The 26972-nt window shown below is 47.8% G+C and carries 17 protein-coding genes; 3 read left to right on the top strand and 14 right to left on the bottom strand.

Features of this window, described 5'->3' with window-relative positions; translation table 11 throughout:
• Positions 1 to 12: 12 nt before the first annotated feature.
• From HQN88_RS30020 to HQN88_RS29995, 6 genes are all read right to left on the bottom strand, one after another.
• On the bottom strand, positions 13 to 1788 hold the full coding sequence (locus HQN88_RS30020) for an ABC transporter ATP-binding protein (protein ID WP_246320534.1): 1776 nt from the start codon (positions 1786 to 1788) through the stop codon (positions 13 to 15).
• Positions 1781 to 3562, bottom strand: a complete 1782-nt coding sequence (locus HQN88_RS30015) for an ABC transporter ATP-binding protein (RefSeq protein ID WP_173119263.1) — start codon at positions 3560 to 3562, stop codon at positions 1781 to 1783. Before HQN88_RS30015 ends, HQN88_RS30020 begins: the two co-directional genes overlap by 8 nt.
• A gap of 39 nt (positions 3563 to 3601) precedes the next feature.
• A complete protein-coding gene (locus HQN88_RS30010) occupies positions 3602 to 4045 on the bottom strand; it encodes a MarR family winged helix-turn-helix transcriptional regulator (protein WP_337995184.1) in 444 nt (147 codons plus the stop codon).
• Between the two features lie 1053 nt (positions 4046 to 5098).
• Entirely contained in the window at positions 5099 to 6673 is a 1575-nt protein-coding gene (locus HQN88_RS30005) for a UDP-glucose--hexose-1-phosphate uridylyltransferase (protein ID WP_173119261.1), read from the bottom strand.
• A 44-nt stretch (positions 6674 to 6717) separates the two neighbouring features.
• Entirely contained in the window at positions 6718 to 7716 is a 999-nt protein-coding gene (gene galE, locus HQN88_RS30000) for a UDP-glucose 4-epimerase GalE (RefSeq protein WP_173119260.1), read from the bottom strand.
• A 1-nt stretch (position 7717) separates the two neighbouring features.
• Entirely contained in the window at positions 7718 to 8899 is a 1182-nt protein-coding gene (locus tag HQN88_RS29995) for a galactokinase (RefSeq protein WP_173119259.1), read from the bottom strand.
• 220 nt (positions 8900 to 9119) lie between these two features.
• On the opposite strand from HQN88_RS29995, the gene HQN88_RS29990 reads away from it, so the two are divergent.
• Positions 9120 to 9977, top strand: coding sequence for an AraC family transcriptional regulator (locus HQN88_RS29990; RefSeq protein ID WP_173119258.1), 858 nt, complete (start codon positions 9120 to 9122; stop codon positions 9975 to 9977).
• A gap of 127 nt (positions 9978 to 10104) precedes the next feature.
• On the opposite strand, the gene HQN88_RS29985 is transcribed toward HQN88_RS29990, so the two are convergent.
• Positions 10105 to 12180, bottom strand: coding sequence for a LuxR C-terminal-related transcriptional regulator (locus HQN88_RS29985; protein ID WP_173119257.1), 2076 nt, complete (start codon positions 12178 to 12180; stop codon positions 10105 to 10107).
• Between the two features lie 128 nt (positions 12181 to 12308).
• Here HQN88_RS29985 and ilvB point away from each other — a divergent pair, with 128 nt between their 5' ends.
• Together ilvB and ilvN are read left to right on the top strand one after the other, a co-directional pair.
• Positions 12309 to 14072, top strand: a complete 1764-nt coding sequence (gene ilvB, locus HQN88_RS29980) for a biosynthetic-type acetolactate synthase large subunit (RefSeq protein ID WP_173119256.1) — start codon at positions 12309 to 12311, stop codon at positions 14070 to 14072.
• Positions 14062 to 14541 (top strand): acetolactate synthase small subunit, encoded by a 480-nt coding sequence (gene ilvN / locus HQN88_RS29975; RefSeq protein WP_173119255.1) that lies wholly within the window; start codon positions 14062 to 14064, stop codon positions 14539 to 14541. Before ilvB ends, ilvN begins: the two co-directional genes overlap by 11 nt.
• A 248-nt stretch (positions 14542 to 14789) precedes the next feature.
• Here the strand turns inward: ilvN and HQN88_RS29970 are convergent, their stop codons facing one another.
• The 7 genes from HQN88_RS29970 to ilvA form a co-directional block, all read right to left on the bottom strand.
• Positions 14790 to 17861, bottom strand: a complete 3072-nt coding sequence (locus tag HQN88_RS29970) for a response regulator (protein ID WP_173119254.1) — start codon at positions 17859 to 17861, stop codon at positions 14790 to 14792.
• 129 nt (positions 17862 to 17990) lie between these two features.
• Entirely contained in the window at positions 17991 to 20018 is a 2028-nt protein-coding gene (locus HQN88_RS29965; RefSeq protein ID WP_173119253.1) for a methyl-accepting chemotaxis protein, read from the bottom strand.
• Positions 20019 to 20512: 494 nt separating this feature from the next.
• Positions 20513 to 21496 carry an ABC transporter permease gene (locus HQN88_RS29960; RefSeq protein ID WP_173119252.1) on the bottom strand — a complete coding sequence of 328 codons (984 nt, stop codon included), beginning with the start codon at positions 21494 to 21496 and terminating at the stop codon, positions 20513 to 20515.
• 1 nt (position 21497) lies between these two features.
• The gene (locus HQN88_RS29955) at positions 21498 to 22577 is read right to left on the bottom strand and encodes an ABC transporter permease (protein ID WP_173119251.1); all 1080 of its coding nucleotides are present in this window, start codon (positions 22575 to 22577) and stop codon (positions 21498 to 21500) included.
• The gene (locus HQN88_RS29950; RefSeq protein WP_173119250.1) at positions 22570 to 24111 is read right to left on the bottom strand and encodes an ABC transporter ATP-binding protein; all 1542 of its coding nucleotides are present in this window, start codon (positions 24109 to 24111) and stop codon (positions 22570 to 22572) included. The genes HQN88_RS29955 and HQN88_RS29950 overlap by 8 nt, the downstream gene beginning before the upstream one ends.
• 139 nt (positions 24112 to 24250) lie before the next feature.
• Positions 24251 to 25300 carry a BMP family lipoprotein gene (locus tag HQN88_RS29945; RefSeq protein WP_173119249.1) on the bottom strand — a complete coding sequence of 350 codons (1050 nt, stop codon included), beginning with the start codon at positions 25298 to 25300 and terminating at the stop codon, positions 24251 to 24253.
• Between the two features lie 306 nt (positions 25301 to 25606).
• Positions 25607 to 26866 carry a threonine ammonia-lyase IlvA gene (gene ilvA, locus HQN88_RS29940; protein ID WP_246320533.1) on the bottom strand — a complete coding sequence of 420 codons (1260 nt, stop codon included), beginning with the start codon at positions 26864 to 26866 and terminating at the stop codon, positions 25607 to 25609.
• Positions 26867 to 26972 lie beyond the last annotated feature (106 nt).

Raw genomic sequence — 26972 nt, 5'->3', positions numbered from 1 at the left:
CAAGTCCGTCCGTCAAAGCGAACTTGCTTCGCTGAATTGGCTCGCATACAAGTCATAGTAATGGCCGCGAAGCGCCAGCAGCTCTTCGTGCGTGCCGCGCTCCACGATCTCGCCGCCGTGGATGACCAGAATAGCACTCGCTTCGCGGATCGTGCTGAGCCGGTGGGCGATCACGAAGCTCGTTCGCCCCTTCATGAGCACGCCCATCGCCTGCTGGATGTGCTGCTCAGTGCGCGTGTCGACGGAGCTCGTCGCCTCGTCGAGCACAAGAATCGCGGGGTCCGCGAGAATCGCCCGCGCGATCGTGAGCAGCTGCCGCTGGCCCTGACTCAAGTTGCCGCCTCCGGCGGTCAACTTGGCGTCATAGCCGCTCGGCAGCTTGCGAATGAACCCGTCCGCGTTGGCAAGCTGCGCGGCGGCCTCCACTTCTTCGTCCGTCGCGTCCAAGCGGCCGAAGCGGATATTTTCTCGGATCGTCCCCGAGAACAGATACACATCTTGCAGCACAAGGCCGAGTTGGCTGCGTAGGCTATCTTTTTCCATATCGCGAATGTCGAGCCCGTCTATCGTAATTGAGCCCTCATTTACATCATAGAAGCGAGTTAGCAGATTGATGATTGTGGTCTTCCCTGCACCCGTGGGACCCACTAAAGCAATCAGATCACCAGGCTCCGCAGTAAACGAAACCTCATGCAGCGTGGGCACTTCGTCCGTATAGCTGAAGGAAACGTTTTGAAACACGACTTCCCCTTTGACATCCGTTAGTTGGACACCCTCTTTACTCGATTCATACTCCGTCTCATTATCCATCACTTCAAAAACTCGCTCCGCTCCCGCAATCCCCGACTGAATCATATTATACTGGTTAGCGAGATCGTTAATCGGACGGCTAAATTGCTTCGAATAGTTCAAAAAGCTAATAATTACGCCAACCATCGTCCATCCCCTCAGCACCATCCAACCCCCGATAGCAGCCAGTAAAATAAAGCTAAAATGATTGATCATATTCATGCTCGGTCCCATCATCCCCGAGAGCTGCTGCGCACCTGTACCCGCGACTCGAAGCTGCCCATTGATGGCAGCGAGTTGATCGACGGCAGCGGCCTCGCGTTGGAATGTTTTCACAACCTTTTGCCCAGAGATCGTCTCCTCAATTAAACCATTCAGTTCACCGAGCCGCTGCTGCTGCTCTTTGAACAAGCGTTGGGTATGTTTCGTGATTTGTTTGGTTGTGAAAAGCACGATCGGAACCGTGATTAAGGCGATGAGCGTAAGCCAAATATTCAAAGTAATCATCATGATCAAAGACCCGACAATCATAATGATACTGGTCATAATTTGCGTTAAATTTTGACTGAGCGTGGTCGCAACGTTATCGACATCATTGGTCGTTCGGCTCATAAGTTCCCCGTGAGAGGTCTTGTCAAAATAACTAATTGGCAGCTTGTGCAGGTGGCGAAAAAGATCCTGTCTCATTTGCCAAACGGTCCGCTGGGATACCCCAGCAATCAGATAGGATTGGATCCAAGATGCTGCCCCACTGACTACGTAACAACCGAGCAGCAAGAGGCAGAGTTCAAGTAGTCCACTCCGATCTCGCGGTATGATGTAATCATCAATGGCTCTACCGATTAAATAAGGTCCGAGCAAGGCAAGACCACTGCCGAGGACTGTCAAAATCGCAACAGTGATTAGTCCCGTACGTTGAAGCCTCAGATAATCCCACATTCGAAGGAGGGTTGCTCCGATGTTTTTTGCACGTGGTTTGCGCGTTTGCTTGTTAGCCATGCAGAGCCTCCTCCTTCCCTTGCTGGGAGTTGTAAATATCTTGGTACAGCAGGCTTGTCGCCAGCAGTTCCTCATGTGTTCCTCGTGCAGCGATGCGCCCCTCATCTAGGACTAGGATTTGATCGGCCTGCAAAACAGAGGAAACGCGCTGGGCGATAATAATACGTGTGCTGCCTGCCATCAACGCTTGCAGAGAACGCTGGATGCGTTTCTCCGTACCTAGATCAATAGCACTCGTGCTGTCATCCAGCACAAGTAAGGGGGATCGTAGAAGCAAGGCCCGAGCTATCGCTATTCGCTGCTTTTGACCGCCGGATAGGTTCACACCCCGTTGTCCCAACTTGGCTTCATAGCCTTCAGGTAGCTTGGAAATAAAGCTATCCGCCTCTGCTGCTTGGGCGACTGCCACCATCTCTGCCTCCGATGCTCCTGGTTTGCCGAAAAGAATATTGTCGCGAATCGTCCCGCTAAACAGAATGGACTGCTGCAGCACGATACCAATCTGGCTACGCAAGTGCTCAACTGGCAGTTCTTTCACATCAACGCCATTTAGACGAATATGTCCGCTGGACGCATCATAGAGTCGCGGGATCAAGCTGACCAGCGTGGATTTACCTGAACCTGTCGCCCCGAGTATGCCAATCGTTTGACCTGGCAATGCCTTGAACGAAATATCATGAAGAACTGGCTGATCGGGAGCTGCTTCATACACGAATGAAACCCGGTCGAATTCTAACTCGCAGCCCATCACAGGTGATGTTAGGGGAGATTGCTGAGTTTCAAGTTTCTCTGATTTAGGTCCATCCTGATCCTGAGCAGGCTCATTCGGATCTACCTTCGTATCCAACACTTCTCGGATTCTTTCGGCGGAAACCTGCGCACGGGAAATATTCATCAGCGTATTCGTTATGGATACAAGCGAAAACAACACTTGGCTGATATAGATGATGAATGCGGCCAAATCGCCGATGGCCATCGAACCGCTCCATGTTTGAGCACCTCCGAACCAGAGAACGGCAACAATGCTTATGTTCAAAATCAACGTCATCAGCGGCCCGCTTGTAGCCAAGGCGCGAGCAGAGCTAAGGCTGGCGTTCAGCAGGTCCGTGTTCGCTTGGCCAAATCGGGTACGCTCGAAGGCGGCGCGTACAAAAGCTTTGATCACACGAATTCCCGTCGTGCTCTCTTGCATAACCGTGTTTACGCGATCAATCTTCGTCTGCATTTGACGAAAAAGTGGTGTAGAGCGTTTCATCAACAGATACAAAATAACAAATTGAATCGGAACGACGGCTAGCAAAATCAAGGAAAGTCGAGGTGAAATCACCACAGCCATGATCAAGCTTCCGATTAGCAGCGACGCTTCACGCGTAAATTGGCGAAGTAAAATTTGCAGGATGTTCAGCATTTGCATCACATCGCTGGTCAAACGAGTGATCAGTGAACCGGTCGAGAATGTATCCAATTGTCGGAACGACAAGGATTGGACCTTCTCGAATACGCTTAGCCGCAGGTCAGCGCCGAAACTTTGGGCAGCCTTCACTGTGAAAAATGTACAGCCCACGCCACCGATCAGGCCAACAACGGCCACGCCTAGCATATGTATGCCTGTGGACCACACTAAGGCAAGATTACCTTCGGCGACCCCGTGATTGACTATAGTCGCCATGAGACGGGGCTGTGATAAATCCATACAAACCTCCATCACCATTAGCAAGGGAGCGAGCAGCGTTATGAACCAATACGGTTTAACAAACGATCGTAGTTTCCACATAACAGGATATCCTTTCTTTTTGTTTGTCAGCTAACTAAATTACTCCTCTTTGGGACGGAGATTGTCTTTCATTTGAAGGAGAAGACGACGGAATAACAGTTTTTCTTCAGGTAAAAAATGCGCAAAAGTCATCTCATCCGCTGTCTGGATCGCTTCTTTAACATGAACGGTGACTTCCTTGCCCTTCTCAGTCAGGTAGACACGTGTAACCCGTTGATCGTTCTCGTCAGGACGGCGCTCGACAAGGCCGGTTTTCTCCATGCGGTCCACCATTACGGACAAGGTAGCGCGTTTATTATGAATGCGAGCCGCAAGCTCGCTATGGCTAAGTCCGTCCTCTACGGACAAAGCAAGCAGTAACGGAGGTTGCCCCGGATAAACATCATAGGGATGAATGATTTGATCAATCGTATGTCTGTGCATTTTCAGCAAATGTGACATCAAGTGGGTAAGTGATTCTGGATTATGGTGGTGACGTGACAATGAAACGCCCTCCTTTTTAGTTAGTCGGCTAATTAATATTTTAGGTAGCGCTGTGCGTCCTGTCAATACGATATTTTCCATTGCACGTGGATGAATGGGCAAGGTGATAGAAAGTTTGAGTTAATCAGAGAGCTCACGCGGGCGGATTGTGGAGGATCGTGCTTCTGGGGGCGAGGGCTAGTTGGCAGTACTAGCTTGTTGCTGGTGAGGTAGGATGGGTGGTTTTGGTGCGTCTGGTGCTGGGCGACGGAGGTAGGAGTAATTAGCTTGTTGCTGGTGAGATAGGATGGGTGGTTTTGGTGCGTCTCATGTTGGTGGGCTGGGAGTAATTAGCTGGTTGCTGCTGAGATAGCATTGGTGGATTTGGTGCGTCTCATGCTGGGATGCGGGGTGGAAGTAATTAGCTTGTTGCTGGTGAGGTATGATTGGTGGAATTGGAGCGTCTCATGCTAGGAGGCGGAGGTGGAGTAATTAGCTTGTTGCTGGTGAGGTAGGATGGGTGGATTTGGTGCGTCTCATAATGGGAGGCGTGGGTTGGCAGTAATTAGCTTGTTTCTGGTGAGATAGGATGGGTGGATTTGGTGCGTCTCATGCTGGGGTGCGGAGGTGGGAGTAATTAGCTTGTTGCTGGTGAGATAGGATGGGTCGGATTTGGTGCGTCTGGTGATGGATTCGGAGTATTTGAGTAGCTCGGCCACCAATTAGATGGAAAATATCCATCCAATTTTTCCATTTTCCTCACAAATTTTGGATTAGTTGGATTTTTTACATCTAATTCCTCCCATATAGCCCCACATTGGATAATCGAAGGAAATTAGATGTAGGTTTTCCAGTTAATCTCCAAACTCAAACGTTTTCCTTAGGATTAGCTGTAGGTTTTCCAGTTAGTCGGCAATGGGAGGCGAGGAGCACGGGGCACAAGTCACGGGACACCGGTCACGGGACACGGGAAACGGGAGGGATCCTGTACTCCCGGATCCCTGACCCCGCGCCACCTCGCGGCGCGCGCAACAAAAAAATCCCTGGTCCACCGACCAGGGATTCCGCTCTAACCTACTGCTGCGCGAAGCCCACCGCAGCCAAAAACCGTCCGAACGCCGCTTGCCCGGCTTCGTCTCTCTTGAAGACGCCTGCGTCGAGCAGGACGTCCATGAACTTGCTGCCGACCTCGGTCTGCAGCACCGAACTCGCCGCGTCCGCCTTCAGCGACGCGCCATGCTTCGCGAGCAGCGCCGCGATCCAATCCGCATGCTTATGCAGCGGATGGCTCGGATCGCTCAGCTCGCGGCTGAGCTCGGCTTCGCCGGTGAGCAGCTTGGCGATATCCGCCAGCTCCTGTTGCAGGCGGCCTGGCAGCACCGCCAGCCCCATAACCTCAATCAAGCCGATGTTCTCCTTCTTGATGTGGTGCAAGTGCTGATGCGGATGGAAAATCCCATCCGGATGCTCCGCGCTGGTGCGGTTGTTCCGCAGCACCAGGTCAAGCTCGTACTCACCGCGCGCATTGTTGCGGGCGATCGGGGTGATCGTGTTATGCGGGATCCGCTGTCCGTCCTTCTCGCTGAACGCGAGGACTTCCGCTTCCGCATCGCTGTAAGCACGCCAGTCGTCGAGCAGTTTGCTAGCCAGCTTGTACAGCTGTTGCTTGTTGTGCCCGCTCAGGCGAAGCACTGACATCGGCCATTTTACAATTGCGGCCTTCACACCAGCAAAATCCGCATGTGAGAATGCTTTCTCACTTGGCGCTTTTTCCATTGGGAACTTGTGACGTCCCCCTTGGAAATGATCGTGGTTCAGGATGGAACCCCCAACGATCGGCAGGTCCGCATTGGATCCGATGAAATAATGCGGGAACTGTTCGATGAAGTCCAGCAAACGGTAGAACGTATTTGCCGTTGTTTTCATTGGAATATGCTTCTCATGGAAGATGATGCTGTGCTCGTTATAATACACGTAAGGCGAATACTGCAGGTACCACTTCTCACTATCTAGTTCAAGCGGAATAACGCGCAGATTCTGTCTAGCCGGGTGATTCACACGGCCTGCATAGCCCAGATTGTCTACGCAAAGTAGACAGAGGGGGTAGCTGCTTTGTGGCAGCGTTTTGAGCAGCGCAATTTCCTTCGGATCTTTCTCCGGCCTGGAGAGGTTGATCGTGATTTCCAAATCCCCGTACGCCGTTTCAGCACGCCAATAAGCATTCTTGGCAATACGATCCATACGAATGTAGTTGGAATCAATGGATTGCTTGTAGAAATAAGCCGTCGCCGCTTCCACACTCTGCGTTTTGGCGATTTTCCAGAATTCACTTACCACTTCGGAAGGACGAGGCATCATGAGTCCCATGATGCGAGCGTCTAGCAAATCGCGGTATGTCATCGTGTTCTCTTCCAGTAGTCCTGCTTCCCAAGCGGCATCCAGCAGCTCTTCCAGCAAGCCAACGGGACTGTTCAATTTCTCCGCAGGCACTTCCCCTTGGAAAGGCTCCGCCAGACCGAACAAATCCAGCAAGGCATTGCGTGAAGTATAGACGTCCAGCTGTTCGATCAACCCATTCTGAGTAGCGAATTGCAGAAGTCTTTCTATTGTTAACGCTGCAGATTGCGGCGTTTGTAATGTGCGTTCCATATTGCCACTTCCCTTTCTTATGAGAACCTCAACCTCGCGGCGCGTTAAACGTTCACTTCAGCCGCGTACCCTTTCGGGTGCTTCTGGTGCCAGTTCCACGCGCTCTCGATGATCGCTTCCAAGGAATCCAACGCTGGCTTCCAGCCAAGCTCGGCTCTTGCACGTTCTGAAGATGCAATCAACGTTGCCGGATCTCCCCCTCTACGAGGTTCAACAACCGCTGGGATTGCATGCCCTGTGACTTTGCGCGCGATATCGATCACTTGCTTCACCGAGAAGCCTGTGCCATTCCCAAGGTTATAAATGTTGCTGTCCGCACCGCCGCGCAGCTTCTCTACCGCAAGCACGTGTGCACTCGCTAGATCGCTAACGTGAATGTAGTCACGAACGCAAGTACCGTCTTCTGTTGCGTAATCCTCGCCGAAGATCGAGATATGCGCTCTTTGACCCAGCGCTACCTGCAAAATAATCGGAATCAGATGCGTCTCAGGGCTATGGTCTTCCCCAATTTTGCCACCTGCATGGGCGCCAGCTGCATTAAAGTAGCGCAGCGACACATATTTGATACCATGCGCAGTATCGAACCATTTCATCATTTTTTCCATCGCTAGCTTCGTCTCTCCGTACGTATTCGTTGGCAAGGTACGATCGCTTTCGAGGATTGGAATATTCTCAGGCTCGCCATACGTAGCAGCCGTTGAGGAGAATACGATGCGCTTCACGCCGTATTGCGTCATTTTTTCAAGTAAACATAGGGTTCCGTACACGTTATTGTGGTAATATTTCGCTGGATTGGTCATACTCTCACCAACGAGTGAATTCGCTGCAAAATGAATGATGGCATCGATATTATTTTCAGTAAAAACCGTATCCATGAACTCACTGTCGCGCAGATCGCCAACGTATAGTTTACCGCCTAGCACTGCGTCCTTGTGACCTTGCTGCAAGTTATCGACGATAACGACTTCTTCACCTTTGGCCAGAAGCTCTGCTACCGCATGCGATCCAATATAGCCCGCTCCACCTGTAACTAGAATTGCCATTTTACAACGCCTCCTCAAGTTGCTCTACACCGTTGCCAATATCGCAAACATAGAAGCTTGGTGTAAGCCCTGTAATGCCCGTATACTCTGCGCCTACTTGGTCGATGAACATCTGAACGCTGTCTTCATGCACCAAGGAAACTGTACAACCACCGAAGCCTGCGCCCGTCATCCGTGCACCCAACACACCTGGCACCTTCAATGCCGCTGCAACCATCGTATCCAGCTCCAAGCCCGTTACTTCATACAGGTCGCGCAGGGAATCGTGGGAACCGATCATCAACTTACCGAAGGACTCAAGGTCATTCTTCTCAAGTACCTCGATGGATTTCAAAACGCGATCAATCTCTTCAACAACATGCTCAGCTCTACGACGAACCGTTTCGTCTGGGATCAGGTGTTTATATTCGTTAAACTGCTCAAGGGTCAATTGCCCAAGCAGCGTGATGTCTGGGAATTGCTTTTGCAAGTAAGTAACTGCCTGCTCACATTGGCTTCTTCTCTCATTGTAAGCGGAGTCGACGAGACCTCTACGTTTATTCGTGTTGCCGATCACAAGCTTATAGCTGCCGCTTTGAAAAGGAACATGACGATACTCGAGCGTATCGCACATCAAGAGGATCGCGTTGTCTTTCTTACCATTTGCTACAGCGAATTGATCCATGATGCCGCAGTTCACGCCAACGAATTGGTTCTCTGTTTCTTGCGCAAGCAGCGCGATTTTCACCGTATCGATCGGATATTTTTCTAATGTCAGCAAGCTGAAAGCTGTCACAACCTCGATGGAAGCTGAGGAGGAAAGACCTGCACCATTCGGGATTTCACCGTGGAACAAAAGATCATAACCTTGCGTCACTGGAAAACCTGCCTTCGCTAAGTGTACGAAGATCCCTTTCGGATAATTGATCCAATCATCTTCTTCTTGGTAGGACAAGTCGTCTATGGAAATTTGTTTGCGTAGTGCCAAATTCGTAGATGCGAAGCCGATTACACGATCTTGTCTAGGACGAATGATCAAGGTCGTTCCGAACGTCAGAGCTGCCGGGAATACGTAACCGCCGTTGTAATCCGTGTGCTCGCCGATCAAATTCACTCGACCAGGAGCGTGAAATACTGCGATTTTCGCAGCCGTTTCTCCGTAAATTTCAATAAACGTGTCTTTAAGTGCTTGCAAATCTGCCATGTGTGGCACCGCCTTTAGTGGTGTTGGATGTTTGTTTGAATGCTGTTCGAAATGTTGCTTGTGTAAGTTTGTAGCTTAAGTATAAAAGATATGCCATGGATTGGCTATGGAGGCATGTTATTTCAACATGGAAAAATGTGATTTATGGATTCCGTTTCATGTTAGATTTATGATACAGTGGAAGAAAAGAATGGACTTCGAACGGAGATGAGAAAACGTCATGAATAAGCCAGAGAGCTATTATGTCGTATCGAACCCCCTTCGGGCTGGGGAGAGCGATTTCACGGTGTTATTCGCAGGGGAAAGCCAGACCAAGCCTGAGCATCGCCTGGGACCGAAAGTATATGACTACTACTTAATTCATTATGTCATATCGGGTCGCGGCGTATTCTCTTCACATGGAGAAGAGTATGCAATTGGCGCTGGCGACAGTTTCGTCATAGAGCCCGAACAGTTAATTAGCTACGTCTCCGATGAGATCGAACCGTGGCGCTATTGCTGGATCGCCTTTACGGGCACGCAGGTAGCGAAACTCGTCAGTGAGGCGGGCCTCACGCCAGCGAACCCCATCATCCATATTTCGCGCAAACGGCACATCCCTGTGCTTTTTCGCCAGATCCAGCAAGCGCTCAAATCCAAGAAATCGAACGCGCAGCTCAAGGCCACAGGCTACCTCAGCTTATTGCTGGGCGAATACTGCGAAGCCCTATCTGCCCCCGTGGTAACAGGATTGGTCGCGGAAGACGAAAGCGACCGCATCGTACAGCAAGCGATTCACTACTTATCCACACAATATGCGGAGCCCATCACCATCGAGATGATGGCTGAGAGCTTGGGCTATAATCGTGCTTATCTATCGCGCATGTTCAAGCGACACACCAAGGTGACGCCGGTAACGTTCCTGCTTAAGCTGCGCGTAGACAAAGCACGCTTGCTGCTGCGGGAACGGCTGGAACTCACCATCGAGCAGATCGCGGCGTCAGTAGGCTTCTATGACCCGCTGTACTTCTCCAAGCAATTTCGGCGCTGGTATGGCGTCTCGCCGAGTGAGTATCGGAGTCAGATTAAGTTGCTCTGATTCTCGGCAGCCCTCGAAATATGAACCTTATCACAAATGGTGGTAAAGCGGAGAGTAGCATTAATGGTGAGATTAAATAGAAAATAACAAAGATGCGACCGAAACGCATCAACGAATAAGCAAGGAGCTATTCAATAAGCCCACCTTGCTTTTTCGTCTCGCCGCCCAGCAATATTGATGCCAGCTGAGTTCGGTTTTTCAGTCCGAATTTTGCCAGCATTGCATTCACATGCTTCTTAACCGCTGCCTCACTGATATAAAGAGAGGCAGCAATCTCTCTATTCGTACTTCCTGCCAAAAGAAGCTGAGCCACATCCCTTTCTCGTTTCGTTAGCTCGTTCAGATGAACCTTGGGATTATTCGGATGGACTTTATCAGGAAGCGAGAGCTGTCTTGAGTCGTCTCCCTTCATTCCGATCATTCGCTTCACATAAGCTCTTAGCTTGTCATTTCGCGTATCCAACCAGTAGGTTGAAGCCGGTCTCGGCATCCTGTAGTCATTGTGCTCCGCTCCCTGAATTTTCTTGAACCCGAGTCCCAGCATAGCCTGTTCATAATAGTCCAGCGGAGGAGGAGAGGCTACGATCAGATTGCCCGCCAATACATATTCGAATAGATGAATGATGATGTCCGAGCGAATTTGCTCGTTTTCCAGATCCTCTACATCAACGCTTAGTAAATACCAAGCCCTACCTTGAGCAGCAGCAACGGACAACTGCTGCCGTTGATCTTGGGGCATCGACTGGAATAACGCTCTTGAAACCGCGGCAGATGCGAGATAGTCCCATGTTTGCGAATTTACCGCCACAACTGTAAATACGCCAATTATACGTCCCGCAACGTTACGCAGCAATTGAACGGACCAATTACAGTCTGATATGTTTAGCGCGTCCGACCAGTTCACTGCCGACAATCGGAGCAGGCTTTCTTCCGGTGTAAAAGAGAATCGGTATAACGCCTGCGATTCCGGGTCAGAGCAGAGGACATTCCATGCACTGGGGCGTTTTTTTCTTCCTGCAATATATGCTTCAAGTTCCTGCGAATTTTGTGCATTAAGCGGTTCGCGATAATTCGGCGAGGAATGCGAATGGCGGTAGTGTGCTCTCAGGATTGGGTTGCCGGTGTAATGCAGCAGCTCAGCAAGCTCTTTCGAAATGTTCTTTCCTCGCGTAATGCCGTCTTCAATTTTTTTCTCAACGAAGGCAACTGCGATTCGATTATACTGTTCGAACTGTTCCGGCATGCGCTCGCGGAATGTTCGGCGCATATTTTCCCAAACAATCTCGTGTAGCCGCCATCCACCCGTCGAACGGCTCACGAAGGAGAGCTTGATCAACTGATCGAAGGCAGCAGTGCTGATCGGATTCCCGAGTAACTCCTCAAGCAGTTCTTGATGGAAGGTTCGTACTGCGGAAGAAGCAAATAACAACCGTCGAAGCTCATCATTTGATGCTTCCAGCAGCCAATGATCCAACATGGCTTCTATTGGCTCTTTCTCGGCAAGAGAGGAGAAGTCCAGCGATCCTGCCAACTCATTGGGTGCAGGAGCAAGCAGAGAGACGGCAAGTGGATGACCTAACGTCCGAAGCCATACGGCATTTATTGCCTCCTCGCTTGTAATTCCCCAATGCAGCAAATACTGCCGAATCTCCTCGTAGGTTAGCGAAGAAAGCGGCAGCCGTACGATCAGCTTCTTCCAGGCAGAAAACCTCCAGGGTCCCTCAAGCGGATAACGTCCTGCCACAACGATAAGGACATTCGTAGGCAAGTGAGGAAAGTAACAGGTACGCATCCAGTAGTCGAGAGCGCCTGCTTCCTCGTATCCATCAATCAGTAGTACAACCTTTTTATCTTCGGGCAATCGATTGAGCTCCTGAAGGCTCTGACTAGATGCTGTCTCATTGTTATGATTCATGACTGTTTCCATTCCATGCAGAACAGCCCGATCAAATGCTGCGGAATCGCCGTTTATCTCCTGCAGATTAACCTGTATGGGAATAGCATTCATTTCTTCAGCTATCAAGGCCAAGCAGGTCAGCAAATAAGTTTTGCCAATGCCAGCTGTCCCGAACACGTTGAGAATCCGTTCCGTCCGGTCGGAGAGAGTGTTCACAAATTGCTGAAAAAGCCCTGTCTCGAACGAACGCCCCACGAATTGGTCGAACATAAGATTGTTCAACCGCTCACCGATCGTTTGCCGCATAGCATCATCACTCCATTTCGCTATATTTTTATCTAAAAGTATACCCTCAACGTAAACGAAAGGGTAGCCTCAACTCGACTTTTCTGTAGTACCGTTAAGAAAGCGGAATGACAAGGAGGTTATTGTAAATGAATATTATATCAGGAAATAGGCACAGCTCTGTAAAAGGAGCAGGAGAAATGCTTTCGGGATCAGACATTCTATTGCGCACGTTGCTTGCGGAAGGAGTTGAATGTGTGTTCGGATATCCTGGAGGGGCGGTTTTGTACATTTATGATGCGATGCATGATAACCCGGAGTTTCGCCACTTGCTGACACGCCACGAGCAGGGGGCAATTCACGCTGCGGATGGCTATGCTCGCTCCACTGGCAAGACAGGAGTTGTCATGGCGACTTCCGGTCCTGGTGCTGCTAATTTGGTGACCGGTATTGCAACAGCCTATATGGACTCGGTGCCACTTGTCGTAATTACCGGCAATGTATCGTCTGACCTGATTGGAACCGATTCGTTTCAGGAGGTTGATATTGTTGGCATCACCCAGCCAATAACTAAGCACAGCTATCTGGTTCAGCAAGTGTCCGATCTTGCTCGAACTATCAAAGAGGCGTTCCATATTGCCGCAACCGGACGTAAAGGTCCCGTTCTGATTGACATCCCTAAAGACATAAGCGCAGCCATGACGGAATTCATATTACCCGATCAAGTCTCGGTTCCAGGTTATACGACTGAGCTTGAATCGCTAACTGTCGATCAAGACGCCGTAGTGCGGCTTGCTTCAGCTTTAAAGGATAGTAAAAAACCACTGTTGCTAGTAGGAGGGGGCGTCATTCAAGCTGAAGGCAGTGAAGCTCTCCTTGGTTTCGTAGAGCGCACGGGAACGCCAGTGACAACAACCTTGCTTGGATTGGGAGTAATACCGGCGGAGCATGAGTTATGGTTGGGCATGCCCGGCATGCATGGCACCTACGCGGCGAATCAGGCTCTGCTGCAATGCGATCTTTTAATTGCCGTCGGGGTCCGCTTTGACGATCGTGTCACAATGAGGCTGGACAGCTTTGCACCCCAAGCGAAGGTAGCTCATATCGACATAGATGCGGCGGAAATTGCCAAATTAGTACCTACCGCGATCTCAATAATAGGTGATGCCAAGGTGGTCTTGGAGCAACTGAATCGAAGTATTCCCGCCGATAATGTAGAGAAGAAGGAATGGACCGATAAGCTCCAGAAATTAAAAACGGACTACAGGCTTCGGTTCAAGTCATCCGATAAAGAGCTGAAGCCACAATATGTGATTGAAATGATTTCGCGGACGACGGGTGGAGAGGCTATCATTACAACAGATGTAGGGCAGCATCAAATGTGGACAGCACAGTATTACCAGTTTCGGAAGCCCCGTTCCCTGATTACATCAGGAGGATTGGGGACGATGGGCTTCGGTTTTCCTTCAGCAATTGGAGCACAAATCGGCAACCCGAACACCACCGTCATCTCTGTAAATGGTGACGGCGGAATACAGATGTGTTCCCAAGAGCTTGCAATCTGTTCAATACACAATATTCCCGTGAAAATCATCATTCTCAACAACCGAACCCTCGGCATGATTCGTCAGTGGCAGGAACTGGTCTATGAGGGGCGCTATAGCCATATCGATTTGTCCGGCAGCCCGGATTTTGTCAAGCTAGCTGAAGCTTATGGAGTCAAGGGTCTTAGAGCGGAAACCCCGGCACAAGCCGAGAGTGTGTGGCAAGAGGCTTTGTCAACTGAGGGACCTGTGCTGATCGATTTTATCATCCCTCGTGACGAGCTTGTTTATCCAATGATCCCGCAAGGAAAAGGATTGCAGGATATCATTCTGGGACCCGATATTGGAGGAGAAACAGATGGAAAATAGAAGACTGCTGTCGGTTTTGGTGAATAATACGCCGGGCGTGCTACAGAGAGTGGCGGGTTTATTTTCACGGAGAAGCTATAACATCGAGAGCATTACTGTTGGATCATGCGAACAGGAAGGGCTTTCGCGTATGATCGTTGTTGCCAGAGGGGACGATGGACAATTTCAACAAATGTGCAGCCAGCTAAACAAATTGATCGATATTCTACATGTTATCCAACTGCAAGATAGAGCGCTAGTGAGCCGCGAACTAATGCTGGTAAAGCTCAAAATGGAGCCCTCCAAACGTTCGGAGATTCAAAGCCTAACGGAAACATTCCGCTGCTCCGTTATCGATGTGAGCCTAAGTACAATAATTGTGCAAATCGTTGGTGATCCAGAAAAAAATGATGCATTCCTTCAACTGCTCCATCCATACGGTATAGTTGAGATAACTCGTACGGGCGAAACAGCCATGAACCGGGGATAGTCAGCTTCAAATTCGCTCGTCCATTTATGGATAATTTGGTTAAACAAGTCCATGATACTGGTCAAACAAGAGCATCCCCGCATATTTTGCCTGTAACTCTTCGTATAGATGAAATAATCCCCAAACGAATGGGATCTCTGGTAAAGGGTTTATCTTACACATGAAAAATAAAAACAGCGGCAGCCTAGGACTTCATTTCTCGTCCATAGCTGCTGCTGTTTCTTTGATTAGCATTAGTCTACCACTCTTTATTTTTCTTGCGCATTTGCTGCCAAATACCCTTTAATAGCTTCATTAACCTGCGCCAACCTGCTCTCCGCGGTTTCCAAAAGATCCTCGAGCAACCCGATAGAACCCTGATGGATCGCCGTTTGAAGCTCATCCGACGTATGACTGAGCGGTGTTGCTCCGATGTTGGAAGCTACACCTTTCAGCGTATGAGCAAGTAGCAGAGCTTCGGAGAAGTCTTTTTCCTTAATCGCCTCACGCATCCCCTCTATGGCATTCGCATGGTTCACAACAAACTTGTTTAATATTCGCTCATAGAGGTTCGTATTCTGTCCCAGACGTCCCAGGGCCTCTTCTGGATTCAGTGCAGGCAAAGCCTCGATTTGCTTCGCTGCTGCGACTTCTGCATACCCTCTCACTCGCGAGCTCTGAATCGTCCGCTGTAAGACACTAAATAACTGAATAGGTTCAAATGGCTTCGAAATATAAGCATCCATGCCTGCTTCCAACACTTGTTCTTTAACCCCTTGCATCGCATCGGCTGTCATTGCAATAATCGGTGTTTCTTGATCAAAATCTCGGATATTTCTAGTGGCTTCAAACCCATCCATTAAGGGCATCTGCAAATCCATTAAGATCGCATCATATCGCTTAGTTGACGCTCTCTTCAGCGCTTCGATGCCATTCTCTGCTACGTCTACACGAATATCCATCTCCTGAAGAATGGCCTGTGCCACCTGTTGATTGATTTCATTGTCTTCCACTAGCAATACCTCGTTGTTACGGAGCATGTGCAGTTTTTTGGCTTCATTCTCACCCTGTGGCGATTGGATCTTCATCTGTAGTTGTTCTTGGAACAAGTTCGTTATTTGGTTATATAACTGAGACTGGCTCATTGGATAGTAGAGCACCTTTTTCACAGACGACGTCTGAGAGTTCAGCCCAAGCTCCGATTCATGATACGAACTGATCAGTACGATAACTTGCACAGGTGTCGCATACTCCAGCTTTATTTTCTCCGCCAAGGCGTGTGCCTTCTCATCCTGAAGGTTCCAATCAATCATAACCAGATCATAACGGCAGCTTACGCTAATTTGTTCCAGTGCGCTTTGAGCAGAATCTACGGCATTCACAATAAATTGGAACTGTTCCAATTGACTCTTCAGAACAAGCCGCATTTCCTCGTCATCGCAAATGAGAAGCACGCGCAGAAACTTCAAATAGGACGCTACTGGCGCACTGAATAAATGTTCCAAGCCTACTTCGAACTTCACTGTGAAGATGAAGGAACTCCCTCTCCCAAGTTCGCTCTCGACATGAATCTCCCCTTGCATCAACTCTACGATACTCTTGCTAATGACTAGACCTAGGCCTGTTCCCCCGTATTTGCGGGTCGTTGACATATCCGCTTGTGTGAATCCGTGGAACAATAACGCTTGCTGCGCAGGTGTCATCCCAATGCCTGTATCCCGTATTTCAAATCGAAGCGAAACTCCACTTTCATCTTGTGAAGAAACACTTACCGCAATCTCAATTTCACCTTCATCCGTAAATTTCAAAGCGTTATTCACCAAATTGAGTAAAACTTGATTCAATCGGAATGGGTCGCCATTCAAGACTTGAGGTACCTCATGATGGATGGAGAAGTGCAGCTTCAACCCTTTCTCATACAGCGAAAATCCGATGATATTCGATATATTGCTCATAATTTCATACAAATCAAAATCGATGCGCTCCAGAACAATCTTCTTCGCTTCAATTTTCGAGAAATCGAGAATATCACTGATAATCGTCAACAAGCTTTTGGCCGAAAGTACCGTCTTCCCTACGTAATCCTTCTGCCGCTCGGTTAGATCTGTTTGCTGCAGTAAATAATTGAGTCCGATAATTGCGTTCATCGGCGTGCGGATTTCATGGCTCATATTCGCCAGAAATTCACTCTTCGCCCGGTTGGCAGATTCAGCGGACTCCTTGGCATCAGCAAGAAGCAGGTTCTTAGTTTCCAACTCAGATGTGCGTTCCTCCACTAATACTTCAAGATGATCTTTATACTGATTCAGCGTCTCTTCAGCCTGTTTACGTTCGGTAATATCGACACCCGCAAGAATAGCACCGCCAATCTCACCAGTCTCTTTCCATATCAAATTATTATTCCATCCGAGAAGGCGCTCTTCACCTGAGCTGACGATGATCACGGACTCGTAGTAATCAAGCGCTGGGTTGCCATCCATGATCCCCTGATAGTATCGCTTTCTTACATCCCATTGATCCTTCGGCACACAAATCTCAAACCAATTCTTACCGATGAGATCCGCTTCCTCATAACCCAGCATGGCGCAGCCTCTCCGATTCAACAACTCAATCCGGCAGTCTCGGTCCAGCACCACAACCATCACATCCACGAGATCGAGATAGCTTTGAGCTTTCTCTTTCTCCTTCATCAACTTCCGTTCGCCCTTCCTTCTCACAGAACGCGTCTGCAAGGCAAGAGCTGCCCCAATGGCAATCGCCACAATCGTAGAAATGCTCGCCATCCAAAGTACTAACTCACGCTGATTGGATGTGCGATCTACATCCTTTTGGGTTCCCATCAAATTATAATCAATCCACTTCTGTAAACTTGCATCGGCTTGTTCTCGACTCGGTGTAAGCATGTCCAACAAGCTCTTGCCCATGATGTAATTACCGGATTGGACAGCATCGATGATAAGCTGGCCCTTCTGCAAGTAATCTATCGTTTTATCTGACACTTCCAAATAAATCTGTCTTTCACTTTCAGAGTTGATGAAAAACTCATAGCTTCGATACTTCTCATCAAACTGTCGACGAATATCCTGATAAGAGGTGATTACGGTAAGAAGGGCATTCTTATCCGTTTCAAGTAACATTTTATGCAGGAGAACTCTTTCCTGAGTAATGAGCTCTTGCATCACTACAATTCTAGCAATACTCGGCATCCAATTCGTCTTAACATGGTCAAGGGTCCCCTTCAGAGCAAACATCTGATAGAAATTCGTCCCAATAACTGCTATTAATAAAGCTATGATGATGATAAAAGTCCACATCGACTTCATCAAAGTAATCGCTTTCATTTTGACTCACCCCTCTCAGCCGATTATAACATAATGTCTATGTTTCTAGTGAAAAAGGCCAATCAGAATTTCCTGATCGACCTCCTAAATAGTTATCCTACCTCTCAACTGAGTTCATGGGACCTACACTCAGCGAGTTTTAAATCTAGAAAGCGATTCTTGCAGTTCTTGCGCCATTTGGCTTAAATCCTCTGCAGAAGCAGATATTTCTTCCATAGCAGCGAGCTGTTTCTCCGAACCTTTTGATATACCTTGACCATGCTCGTGGGACGCCTTTGTCATATAGACAATCTCGCTCATGGACGCTGATACCTCTTCTGTTCCTGCTGACATTTCCTGCGATGCTGCGGATACCTCTTGGATTTGGTCTGAGATTTCTTGGAACGCAACCGTCACACGATTAAAGACTTGTCCTGCTGCATCAATCAACTCGGATCCTTTCTCCACGTCCTTCACGCCATTGTTCATCGCTTGTACCGCTCTCACTGTCGATGATTGAACCTCGCGAATCAACTCAGAGATATCCTTCGCCGATGAAGACGACTGTTCAGCAAGCTTCTTCACTTCATTCGCTACCACAGCAAATCCGCGACCTTGCTCGCCAGCACGTGCCGCCTCGATCGAAGCATTCAACGATAGCAGTTGAGTTTGGTTCGTAATTTCGGTGATGACCGAAACGATTTCCCCAATCTTTTGCGAGTAGGCTTCGAGTGCTCTCATATCTTCGGCTGATTTGCCAACCGATTCATTAATAAACTTCATCTGTTCAACAGCCTGATTAATAGCGATGCGCCCTTGCTGTACTTCCATCATCGACGTATGAGAAGCTTCGGTCACAACAGAGGAAGATTCAGCAATTCGCTGAACGCCTACCGCCATTTCGCCCATTGCAATCGACGTTTGCTCAGCTCCCATCAGTTGACCCTCACTCGCATTGAATACCTCTTGCATAGACTCGACGATACGATTGGAAATGCCCACGGACTCCGTCGCAGCTGCCGTTAATTCCTCCGATGATGCTCCTAGCTGCTCAGCCGTCAAACTAGCTTTGCCTACGATATCCGAGAACGAATCCAACATTAGATTCATATTAAGGGCTAGTTGCCCAAGTTCATCACTGCGATTGATCGTAAGTCGAGGAGTCAAATCCCCCGTCGCTGCCTTCTTCACAGCCTCTGTAATAGCCAGAACCGGTTTCGTTGTCGCCGAAGATACCAGTAGTGCAATAGCGGCTACAACAATCGTCGTGATTACAGCCAGCCAAATGGATACATGATTCGCCGTTGTTACGGAGCCATATACTTCATCATCCACCACATTTGTAATTAAGCGCCAGCCTGTTGAGGGAATCGTATCGAAGCTAATTTCTCTCGCCACGCCATCATCATTTGTATAATTGAATCTTCCGCTCTTTTCCTTCAAAACCGTTTCTTGCAATTTCGCTACTTCCGACTTCGAAAGCACATCCGCGATATTCTTACCTGCTAGTTCTTTGCTCGGATACGTTAACAGTCCACCACTAGGAGACATTAAGTAGCCATATCCGGTTTCGCCTATTTGAATCGTATCGGTGTAAACAGTGAGGTTACCAGTCGTTAGGGGAGTGAACATGCCGCCAATAAAATTCTGCTTATCATCGAGCATCGGGACAAATAAAACAATGATGTTTTTCCCACTTGTCTTACTGACGAGGAGATCCGTACTCACCGGCTGCTTCGTTTGTTTGGCTTGCTTGATGTAATCACGATCGGATACAGAAATTTTCTGTCCTGCTGAGGTTAGCGCCATTTCATCTTTATTTACATAAACGTACTGTTCGACGTCTTTGTTGGCTTGTTCGAATTTGAGGAGTGTTTTGATGATTTCCTTCTCATTCCCACTCTTGATCTCCTCAAACTTCAGCATTTCTTTCAGAATAGAAATTTGACGCTGGATGGAGTAATCGATGGCCGTAACATTCGCTTTCAGAATACTCTCTTCCTTGGAGTGAACTTCATCATTCACCACATTTTTTAAATAATAGGATGAAAAAACGGTACTAAATAACATCGGTACTAACGCGATAACTAGAAACATAATCGTCATTCTTGCTCTGAACGAAGTAAAGGAGACAGCCTTCACCCACCCTTGTACATGCATTCCTCGTTGCGTATTCATTTTCTCTTACTCCTCCTACATGCTAATTGCTTCTCTATATTGGGTCACACAAATTTGTTTCCACCAAAAACTGGTATCTTAGAAATTCAGACTCGCTTCGACATTTTCCTTCAAAATGCGACATTAGCAGATCATGACTGCTCCTCTTTACACCCTGTTGGCTATTGCGACTCTGATGCCCTCAAGCAAATAACTGGAAAAACTCCATTTATTTTTCAAGTAATTCTCTCCAAATTCAACTTAGATGGAAAATATGTAGTTAATTCCACCTAAAACGCCTCAAATATCAACATTGATCAAAATTAGCTGTGCTTTTTACAGTTAATCGAACAAAAGCGAGAATTAGGGCTAAATTAGCTGTATGAAATCCAGTTAATCTATTCGGGATGTTTGAGATGATCAGGGTGCTCGGGGAGGGTGTTACTCGACCAACATAATGCGCACAAAAAAGCACCATCACAGGATCACCCCCATGATGGTGCTTATTCATTCAACTATCTCTTACCCGGATCGTACGGCTCACCCAATGCGGATGGAGCTTTCGCGCGGCCCACAGCTCCTGCCAATACTAGGATTGTCAGTACGTAAGGCAGCATGTAGAGGAATTCCTGCGGAATGTCTTTAGAGAAATCGAACAACCGCATGAAATTGTTGAGCGCTTGCGCCATTCCGAAGAATACCGCGGCGCCCAGTGCGCCAAATGGATGCCATTTACCAAAAATCATCGCCGCCATAGCAATAAAGCCTTGACCCGAGATCGTGTTATGCGAGAACGCACTTGTTGTCGTTAACGTAATCGTCGCCCCGCCAAGTCCTGCTAGCAGACCGCTGATTAAAACAGCTACATAACGGATGCGTTTCACCTTAATCCCAACGGTATCTGCGGCACTTGGATGCTCACCTACAGCACGCAGACGCAGGCCGAATGGTGTTTTGAACAGCACGTACCAAGTTGCGAACACGAGTATTAACGCAATATACGTTGTTGGATAGGCCGTAAAGAAGGCATAGCCGATATAAGGAATCTTCGAGAGAAGCGGAATTTCCCATTTGGAGAATACATCGTTTAAGGTTTCAGTTTGACCTGCACCATTGAACAATACTTTCACCAAGTACAACGTTACGCCAGCTGCCAAGAAGTTGATGACCACGCCGCTGATAACTTGGTTCGCTTTGAACGAAATCGTCGCAACCGCATGAATCAACGCGAAGATCAGTGCGAATAACAGCGCGCACAACAGTCCAATCCACGGGGACCAGATGCCCATGTTCGCTTCTTCCGCATAGTAAGTGCCAACCGCTGAAGCGAATGCACCTGAAACCATCAGGCCCTCGATACCGATATTAACGATACCGGAGCGCTCTGAGTAAATACCGCCTAAAGCTCCGAAGATAAGCGCCGTGGAATACACTAGCGTCGTATTAATAAGTTCACTGAATTTCGTGAAGAACGCATTAAGCATACTGAGCAGGTCCATATTAGGAAGCCCTCTCTTTCTTGCGTTTGCCGTAGAACGGGATCAGTACCCATTTGACAATACCTTGGGTAGCAACGAAGAAAATCACCGATCCGATGACAATACGGATAATTTCTGGCGGCACATCCGCACCAAAGCTCATCCCCGCAGAACCATAAGATAAGCCACCAAATAAAATAGCGCCCAGCACGACGCCTATCGGATTGTTGGCCCCGAGCAAGGATACCGCGATACCATCGAACCCATACCCTGTCGTACCTGCCGCAACAACCTGATAATGGAATACACCTAGAACCTCGAACACACCAGCAAGTCCAGCAAACACCCCGGAAATAAACATCGCCTTAATGATGTTCTTATTCACGTTCATGCCCGCATACTTGGCGGCATCGATATTATGCCCTACGGCACGCAGTTCGTAGCCTTGCTTCGTTTTCCAAAGAATCAAGTAGAAGACGACCGCTGCCAGAATAGCAATTAAGGTTCCCCAGTGGAGCCTCGCATGATTCATCGCTTCCGATAACCAACCAATACTGAGTGACGCTGAGTCTTGAATCATATAAGAACGTTGCTGCTTCGGTTCTAGAAGGAAGGCATTCACAATATAGTTGGACAAGAACAAAGAGATCCAGTTCAACATGATCGTGGTTATTACTTCGTTAACGCCGCGCTTCGCTTTCAAATAGCCTGCAATGGCACCCCAAAGTCCGCCGACCAACGCACCGACAATAACCGCAAGAGGAGCATGGATGATCCACGGCAGTCCATGGATTTTGACGCCAATAAAGGTAGCCCCCGTCATCCCCATCACGAACTGCCCTTCCGCACCAATATTGAACAACCCTGTACGGAATGCGAAAGCGACGGATAAACCTGTAAGAATCAATGGCGTAATCGCCCGAATTGACTCACCAATGTCATACGGACTGCCCAAAATACGCGAGAACAATGCCCCATACGCAGCAATCGGATTATAACCGCCAGCCAGCATGACAAGCGCTCCGAATAGCAGCCCCAGCACGATCGCCACAAGGGGATTGACCGCTGATTCACTTGTAAAAACGCGAACAATTTTATTCATGAAGGGCTCCTTTCTCCGTTCGCTTACTGCCCGCCATTAGCAGACCGATCTCCTGATCGTTCGTATCCTGCGGCATCACTTCGCCCACAATCTGTCCTTCGTAGATAACGGCAATCCGATCAGAAACATTCATAATTTCATCCAGCTCAAAAGAAATCAACAGAACAGCTTTCCCTTTGTTCCGCTGCTCAATCAGCATCCGATGCACGAATTCAATCGCACCTACATCCAAACCACGCGTCGGCTGTGCCGCGATCAACAGGTTCGGATTCTTATGTATTTCCCTCGCAATAATCGCCTTTTGCTGATTACCTCCGGACAAGGAACGCGCCTTGTTGTAAATACTCGGTGTCCGCACATCGAACTGCTTAATCAACGCCTCTGCATGCTTATCAATGGCATCATAGTTCAGAAAGCCGCCTTTGTTATAAGCAGGATGGAAATACGTTTCGAGCACCATATTTTCACTCATTGTAAAATCAAGCACCAACCCGTGTTTATGCCGATCCTCAGGGATATGCGATAATCCTGCTTCCGAAATCTCCCGCGGTGTCTGATTCGTAATATCGCTGCCCATGAGCAGCACTTTACCGCCATCCACAGCACGCAAGCCCGTCAATGCCTCGATCAATTCGCTTTGACCGTTGCCATCTACACCTGCAATACCGAGAATTTCTCCAGCCTTCACCTCAAAATTAAGTCCTTTCAGCGAAGCTAATCCTTGCTGATTACGCACCATCAAATCTTGAACCTGGAGAACAGGCTCACCAAGTTTCGCGGCTTCCTTACTCACTTTAAAAGAGACATCGCGCCCGACCATTTTCTCGGCTAGAATTTGTGGATTCGCTTGGGCGCGTGCCAAAGAATCAATCACTTTACCGCGGCGAATAATCGTTACCGTATCGGCGATCTCCATAATTTCTTTCAGCTTATGTGTAATGAGAATAATGGACTTGCCCTCTTTCACAAGGTTACGCATAATGACCATCAATTCACTAATCTCTTGCGGCGTTAATACAGCTGTAGGCTCATCAAAAATTAATATATCGGCACCGCGATACAGCGTTTTCAATATCTCTACACGCTGCTGCATACCGACTGAAATATCTTCAACTTTGGCTTTTGGATCCACACGTAAACCATATTGCTCGGATAGCTTGCGTACTTTCTCTTGTGCTGTTCGGATATCCACATTCATACCACGTTTGGGCTCCATCCCCAAAATGATATTCTCAGTTACTGTAAACGGTTGTACCAACTTGAAATGTTGATGCACCATCCCGATGCCGAGCTCAATCGCTCGATTCGGACTATCAATAAAAACCTCGTTGCCTTGTACATGAATACTACCTTCGTCCGGCTGATATAGACCGAACACAATGTTCATCAGTGTTGATTTACCTGCACCATTCTCGCCAAGCAAGGCATGAATTTCGCCTTTTTTCAACTTCAGGCTAATGGCGTCATTAGCAACAATGCCTGGAAACCGTTTCGTAATGTTGCGAAGTTCAACAACTGGGACTGCTTCACTCATAAGATCACCCTAATGATCAATTTTTTATTATTTGTTTCCCGTTTTCCATTAAAACTAAAGAACAAGGCTAGTTAATATAACTAGCCTTGTTTGTACAGAAGCAAACCTATCGTTCTTACCAATCACATCAATTTGACGCTTATGGTTTTTCAGGAACTTTGATTTCGCCGCTAATAATTTTGGCTTTGTACTCGTCTACTTTTTTCAAGATATCAGCAGAAACGTTTTTCTTGGATGTATCAGGAAGGCCTACACCATCGTCTTTCAGACCCAATGTAACAACTTTACCACCTTGGAATTTACCTGAGATCACATCTTTGGATACACGAAGTACCGCAGAGTCAACACGCTTCAACATGGACGTCAATGTAACTTCATCCCCAAACTCAATGGATTGGTCTTTATCTACACCGATAACCCATACTTTTTTACCGTTTTTCGCACGATCTTTCGCTTCGTTGAATACACCGTTACCAGTCGATCCAGCTGCGTGGAAAATGATATCAGCGCCATCGTTATAAATCGTTGCTGCTGCTGCTTTACCAAGATCAGGCTTGTCGAAAGCGCCTGTGTAGTTGATTTGAATCTTCGCATCAGGTTTTACCGCTTTAACGCCAGCTACGAAACCAGCTTCGAAACGTTTGATAACCGGGATGTCGATACCGCCAACAAAACCGATTTTATTTGTTTTTGTTGTAAGACCTGCTACCACACCAACAAGGTAGGAACCTTCTTGCTCGGAGAAAGTAACGGACTCTACGTTTGGAGCTTCTACAACGTTATCAATGATCGCAAGTTTTGCGTTCGGGTTCTGAGTTGCTACTGTTTTAACCGCGTCACCCATTAAGAAGCCAATACCCCAAGTAAGGTTATAGCCGTCTTTAACGAATTGATTCAAGTTAGGCGTGTAGTCTGCATCACTTTTACTTTCAAGGTTTTTCACGTTAGCGCTTGTTTGTTTCTTCAGTTGCGTCAAGCCTTCCCAAGCGCTTTGGTTAAAGGATTTGTCGTTTACGCCACCGATATCTGTAACCATGCCGATTTTGAAGTCTTTACCTGTGTTATCGCTAGCTGCTGCACTTGCTGCTGGTGATGCGGATGAACCTGTCTCTTCTTTTTTGGCACAACCAGAAATCACTAGTGCAGAAACCGTTACAGCCATCAGAACTGTTGAAAAAATCTTCTTCATCGATTTTACCCCCATCGTATCATCATTTAATTGAAACCATGAAGCCCACACTGTAGGTTGACCAAATTCAGTTAAATTATGTAAGCCAGCTTTGAATTGAGTGTATCACTTCGATTTCTAACATAAAAGCAAATCGCCTTCGTATTCACAAAATTCGTTATGTCACACAAGTTAACACGCTTTTTTTGTTTTCTCCGACAATATAGGTTCTAAGCCCCAATTATTGATTATACAACCAGTGGTCAATAAAATCTAGATTGCTCCATGTTAATTTTATGACACTTTTTATACAAAAAAATACCTTCTCTAAATGAGAAGGTTAAATAGCTTAGGGTCCTTATTGATTTCAATATAGCCGTAATCTTTACGAGATAGGCGCTCGATGAGTCCTTCATAATCGTCTTTATTCTTAAGCTCGATTCCCACTAAGGCTGGCGCATCATCACGATTATTCTTCTTCGTGTATTCAAAACGTGTGATATCGTCGGAAGGACCAAGTACTTCCTCCAGAAATTCACGCAGCGCTCCTGCACGTTGTGGGAAATTCAAGACAAAGTAGTGCTTCAAGCCTTCGTACACAAGCGATCTCTCTTTAATTTGCTGCATCCGGTCGATGTCATTGTTCCCACCGCTGATGATACACACAACGTTCTTGCCTCGGATTTGCTCGCGGTACGCATCCAGTGCAGCAACAGGAAGCGCTCCTGCTGGCTCAATGACAATCGCGTTGCTGTTGTACAGCTCCAGTATCGTTGTGCATTCTTTGCCGGCAGGGATAATCACGATATCCTCTAGCTTCTCTCTGCAAATTTCGAACGTCATCTCGCCTACCTGGGCTACAGCAGCACCATCAACAAACTTCTCAATGGACGGCAACTTAACGACGTTCCCTTGCTTCAATGCTTCTGTCATACTTGCCGCACCTTCTGGTTCTGCACCAATAATGCGCGTTCGCGGCGACACGCTCTTCACATAAGTAGAGACACCGGCAGCTAGTCCACCTCCGCCAATAGTGGCAAAGATGAAATCTGGCGTTTCCGGCATCTGATTCATGATCTCCAAGCCAACAGTCCCTTGCCCAGCAATCGTACGCACATCATCAAAGGGATGGATAAATACCTTTTTCTCTTGCAGGCAGTAAGCCTTTGCTTGTGCTGATGAATCGTCAAAGGAATCACCCGTAAGGATGACTTCCACGAAAGAGCCGCCGAACAGCTTCACTTGCGAGATTTTTTGACGCGGTGTCGTTGTCGGCATGAAAATCTTGCCCTCAATGCCGAGCTGCTTGCAAGAATAAGCTACACCCTGTGCGTGGTTGCCCGCACTCGCACACACAACCCCCGCCGCGCGCTCCTCTTCCGTTAAGCTCTGAATTACATTGTAAGCTCCGCGAATTTTGAACGAACGCACAATTTGCATATCTTCACGTTTGAGGTAAACGTTACATTCATACTGGTTAGAGAGCAGCTCATTGCGTTGCAACGGCGATGGTTCGATCACCTTGCTGAGCACATGATTGGCTCTAATAATATCTTCCAAACCCACTTTACCAGATACAACCATCATCTCAAACACCCTTTCTTTGTTGAAGCTTCCATATAAGTTTTAACATGTATTGTAACATATGTGGTGCGTTCTGTACGCAAATATTGAGGAGAGTTTACAAACAAAA

The sequence above is a fragment of the Paenibacillus qinlingensis genome (assembly GCF_013204845.1).
GTDB classification, from domain to species: Bacteria; Bacillota; Bacilli; order Paenibacillales; family NBRC-103111; genus Paenibacillus_E; species Paenibacillus_E qinlingensis.
This window is presented reverse-complemented; position numbering and strand designations above follow the sequence as displayed.